We start from the raw sequence: 4817 nt of genomic DNA, 5'->3' as shown, positions 1-4817 counted from the left end.
ATGAGGGGTGGCGCTCCCCGGGGATTCGATCCCACGATGTTTGATCCTACAGACTTCTGGGCAAAATATGTACCCGCAAAGAAATTGCTTTAGGTTATGAAAAAGTACCTTCTTCTGTTTCTGAGCCTTATTCTAACCAATGTTTTGTTTGCACAGGTCGCCCGTGAAGTAAGCGGCATCGTTAAAGACAGTACCGACACTCCTGTTATAGGCGCTTTAGTCATATTGTCTTCTTCTAAAGATACATTGAAAACGAGTACGAACAACGATGGTATTTTCATTTTCAAAAATGCTCCGTCAGGGCAATTCATTCTGACAGTAAGGAGTATCGGGTATGTTAACTATAACAAACGTTTCTTATATAATGATGCTACCAAAAGGCTGGTCCTTGATCCGGTAATCCTGAAAAGCCAGGCAAATATGCTGAAAGAAGTGACTGTAAACGGTACTCCCGCGGTGACCTACAAAGAGGATACCGTTGAATATCGTGCCAGCGACTATAAAGTGAGAGAAAATGCATCTGTTGATGAGCTGTTAAAGAAAATGGAGGGTGTCGAAGTAGCGAACGACGGAACCGTTACTGCTCAGGGTACACAAGTAACGAAAGCCAGGCTAAACGGGAAGGACTATGCTGGGGGGGATGTTGCGTCGGCTATTCAGAACCTCCCGGCAGATATTGTTGAAAAAATCCAGATTGTGGATGATTACGGCGACCAGGCCGCCCGGACGGGGATTAAAGATGGTGATCCGCGGAAGGTGCTGAATATCGTCACCCGGGCCGACAGATCGGTGGGCAACACAGGCCGGTTAAATGCTGGCGCCGGCAGTAATGACCGGTACGGACTTTCTGTTTTCGGAACCCGGATAAATGCTAATCAACAGGTAAACGCCAACCTGTCGTTCAATAATACGGTAAACGGGGTAGCTAATAACAGCGGTGGTCAGTCTTTGGACGGAGGTAATTTCCGCGGCGGCAACGGCGGAGGAAGAGGAGGGGGGGGGAGCGGCGGTAGCTATTCCGGATTGGGAGGCGGCAGCGGCGGAACAACCCGTACGGGAAGGGGCTCATTGGGTTACCGCGATCAGCTTAACAAAAAACTGAGCATCAACAGCAGCTACTCCTATAACTTTAATGATGTTAATTCGATAAACAGCAGCACTTCCGAAAGTTATGTTGAAAAAGGAACTATCTATTCCACTAATGAAAGTTCGGGAGGCAATGATGCCAATAATCATTCTTTTAACTTTGATCTGGAGTATGATATTGACAGTGCTAACTATCTCCGTATACAGCCATCCCTGAGTTTTAGTTCCACACTTACCAGCAATCAATCTAACATCAGAACAAGGCAGGCCGGATACCTCAATCAGTTAACGGAAGGAAGCAACAGCAGTAAGGATTCGAGGCCCAGCCTGGAAGGATCAGTATTGTATCAGCATATATTTAAAAAACAGGGCAGAAACTTTTCACTGAACATCAATTACAGCAGGAATAATCAGACGAGAGATAACGAACAGAACAATATCATCACCTATTACCAGCTAAATTCGGATGACTTTAACTATGACTCCCTGGTACACAGGCTGGTGCAAAGGAAAAATCTCAATAATACACTGAGGGCGAGTATGACTTTCTCAGAGCGGCTAAGCCCAAAATCACGTATTGATTTCAACGGACAGGTGAACAGGCGCTCTTATGATAACAGTGCCTATACCAATAATATAGGAAAGGACGGATCGCAGCTTCCTATAGACTCTCTGACTAACTTGTTTAACTATTCTTTTACCGAAAGCCGGTTTTCATTGAATTACAGGTTCAATGTTCCAAAATTTAACTTTGCCCTCGGAATGACGGCTATTCCGACTCTTTTAACAGGCACAAAGGTTCACCTGGATGCGACGAGCAGGCGGGCAAATTTTTTCCTGATCCCGATTGCACGTGTCGAATATCAGTTCTCAAGGCAGCACCGTTTAAGTCTTAATTATTCCGGTAATGCAAGCGAGCCGACTTTTGATCAGATTCAACCGGTGCGTGATGTTTCCAACCCCAACCATCCAATCGTTGGTAATCCCGATCTGAAGGCGGCTTTTAATCACACCATTGCTGCGGCTTATAATAATTATATTGCCAATGCACGGCTGAATTATTCGGTAAATCTTAATGCCCGTTTTGTATCCAATTCAGTTGTATCTAACCTGATACAGGTGCCTATGCTTCTAAGTAAGGGCGACACTACTTATATAAACGAAACGCACTATCTGAACCTCAATGGAGCGTCATCCTATAATTGCAATTATAATATCTCCAAGTCCTTTGCCGACAGGAAGTATAGCTTTCACCTGAACGGAAGTATCACCAACCGGAACGGGGTTTCAATGAGTGAGAACCGGAAGAACGAAAGCACGACCTGGACTTTCTCCCAGCGCCTGGGGCCCCAGATAAATCCTGTGGAATGGCTTGAAGTTAATCCTAACGTGAGTTATATCTATACCAAAGCGGATTTTACACTTTCTTCTAATAATTCGAGAGTGAATAATTTTGCTATAAACGGGGATGGTCGTATTTATATCCACCAGACCTGGTTGTTTTCATTCAGCGCCAGTAAGAATTACGTAAGTGGTATCAACGCGAATCAGACATCCAACCCATTCGTCATAAATACCGGCTTTGAAAAACAGTTCTTCAAGAGGAAGAACGGGGCGATAAGCCTTCAGTGCTTCGACTTATTAAAACAGAACAATTTTGTTAACAGGACCATCAGTGATTATAGCAGAACCGACGTGAAGACAAATGCTCTAAGCCGCTACGTGATGCTCAATTTTCGCTGGCAACCTCAGAAGTGGAGCGGTTCTCCGCGCGGACGAAGCGGGAGACAGATGATGCGCCGCGGCGATGGTAGCTTTTATTAAATTAACTATTGCTTATAGTTAAGAATATATTACAAAATGTGAAATTTTGGAAAAAAGGGACTGTCTTTTTGAGTTAGTTTTACGAAAAAAGCCCTTTTTATGTTTTTCAGTGATAGATTCGTATTATTATGGGGAAGGTTTTTTGGTTTAGTGCTGATCTTTCTTCTTTTGCCGGAACGATATCTGGATGCCCAGGTTCAAAAACACTATGGCTTTGATCTCTACGAACAAAGTAGTGAAATGGCCGGGTACATTATTCAATATGAACAGGATATCAGGGCAATCGGGACGTTTTATTCTCCAAGGGAAGTAACCCGTTTCTATAGCCGGGCATACCGGCCCGTACTTAATTCCCCTGAACAAAGGAAGCGCTTGCTCGGAATCGACGCCGATTATCTTGACCGCTTAAAGTTATTGGATTTTGATGCGATGAACATAAACGGCAAGGTTGACTATCTCCTTCTAAGACGGAATATAGAAGAGCATCAGCGGGATTTAATGGAAGAAGAAAGAAAATATGGCGCGATCGTTCAATATATTCCTTTCGCAGATAAGATATACGAGGCCGAGAGAGGAAGGAGGCGCGGGCTATCGCCGGATGCACAGAAGCTTGCAGGAGAACTTCATCTCATGGCAGGAGAAGTGAAGGACCTTACCGCCGCATTTGAAAAGAATGTTTCTTCTATGGATAAATCTTTGGCATCTATGGGGGCTGATGCGGTGACAGGATTGAAGCTCAGGCTGAAGGGAGTCTATGAGTTTTACTCCGGATATGATCCTCTTTTTAGCTGGTGGGTACCCGCTCCGTATCGTCAGCTTGATTCTGCATTGAACAGATACGCTAAACTGATTGATTCTAAAGGGAAGCTGAAAACCTCTCAGAAAGAAGATAAAAGCGGGATCACCGGAACACCGATCGGAAGAGAAGAGTTGATAAGACAGTTGAAGGTGGACATGATCCCTTATACTCCGGAACAGCTGATAACGCTAGCGAACAGGGAATTTGCGTGGTGTGACCGGGAGTTGCTGAAAGCATCTGCTGAGATGGGATTTGGAAACGACTGGAGGAAAGCCCAGGAAAAAGTGAAAAACAGCTATGTCCCAGCCGGCAGACAACCCGAGCTTATCCTGAAGCTTTATAATGATGCGGTGTCTTTTATTAAGGAAAAAGATCTTATTTCAATACCCCCGCTGGCTGAAGAGACCTGGGAAATGATTATGATGAGTCCTGAAAGACAACTGGTCAACCCCTTCTTTACTGGGGGAAGAGAGATCAGCATATCCTACCCTACCAGCAGCATGGAGCATGACGATAAACTGATGAGCATGAGGGGAAATAATCCTTACTTTTCGAGAGGTACAGTGCAGCATGAGCTTATTCCCGGCCATAATCTCCAGTTTTTTATGAACAGCAGATATAAACCCTACCGGGATAATTTCCAGACTCCTTTCTGGACTGAAGGATGGTCATTATACTGGGAACTGCTTTTATATGATCTCGGATTTGCCCAAAAGCCGGAAGAACGCATCGGAATGCTTTTTTGGCGAATGCACCGTTGTGCGAGAATTATTTTTTCTCTAAATTACCATCTCGGAAAGTGGACACCACAGGAGTGTATCGATTTCCTGGTTGACAGGGTAGGGCATGAACGTGCAAACGCGGCCGGAGAGGTAAGAAGATCGTTTGAGGGAGGCTACAGTCCTCTTTACCAGGTTGCCTACCTGGTAGGAGGTTTACAGTTCATGAGCCTGAAAAGGGAACTGGTGGATACGGGGAAGATGACTTACAGACAGTTTAATGATGCTATCATGAAGGAAAATGGGATGCCTGTGGAGATGGTAAGGGCTATACTGATCAACCAGCCGCTTAAACGGGATTTTTCAACAGGCTGGAAGTTTTTCGATTA

Annotated in this window: 2 protein-coding genes; both read left to right on the top strand. The window is 44.8% G+C overall.

From position 1 onward, the window contains the following. The first annotated feature begins 96 nt into the window (after positions 1-96). Complete coding sequence (locus tag DDR33_RS05675) at positions 97-2910, top strand: outer membrane beta-barrel protein (RefSeq protein WP_109414786.1); 2814 nt, start codon at positions 97-99, stop codon at positions 2908-2910. Between the two features lie 99 nt (positions 2911-3009). After that, positions 3010-4817, top strand: a 1808-nt coding sequence (locus DDR33_RS05670; protein WP_109414848.1) for a DUF885 family protein, incomplete at its 3' end; no start/stop codon positions are given.

The organism is Pararcticibacter amylolyticus (assembly GCF_003130405.1).
GTDB classification, from domain to species: Bacteria; Bacteroidota; Bacteroidia; order Sphingobacteriales; family Sphingobacteriaceae; genus Arcticibacter; species Arcticibacter amylolyticus.
Note: the sequence above shows the minus strand (reverse complement) of the source record. Positions and strands in the feature narration are given on the sequence as shown.

Coding starts and splice junctions, on each gene's coding strand:
- DDR33_RS05675 (WP_109414786.1), top strand. CDS start 97: ATGAAAAAGTACCTTCTTCTGTTTCTGAGCCTTATTCTAACCAATGTT.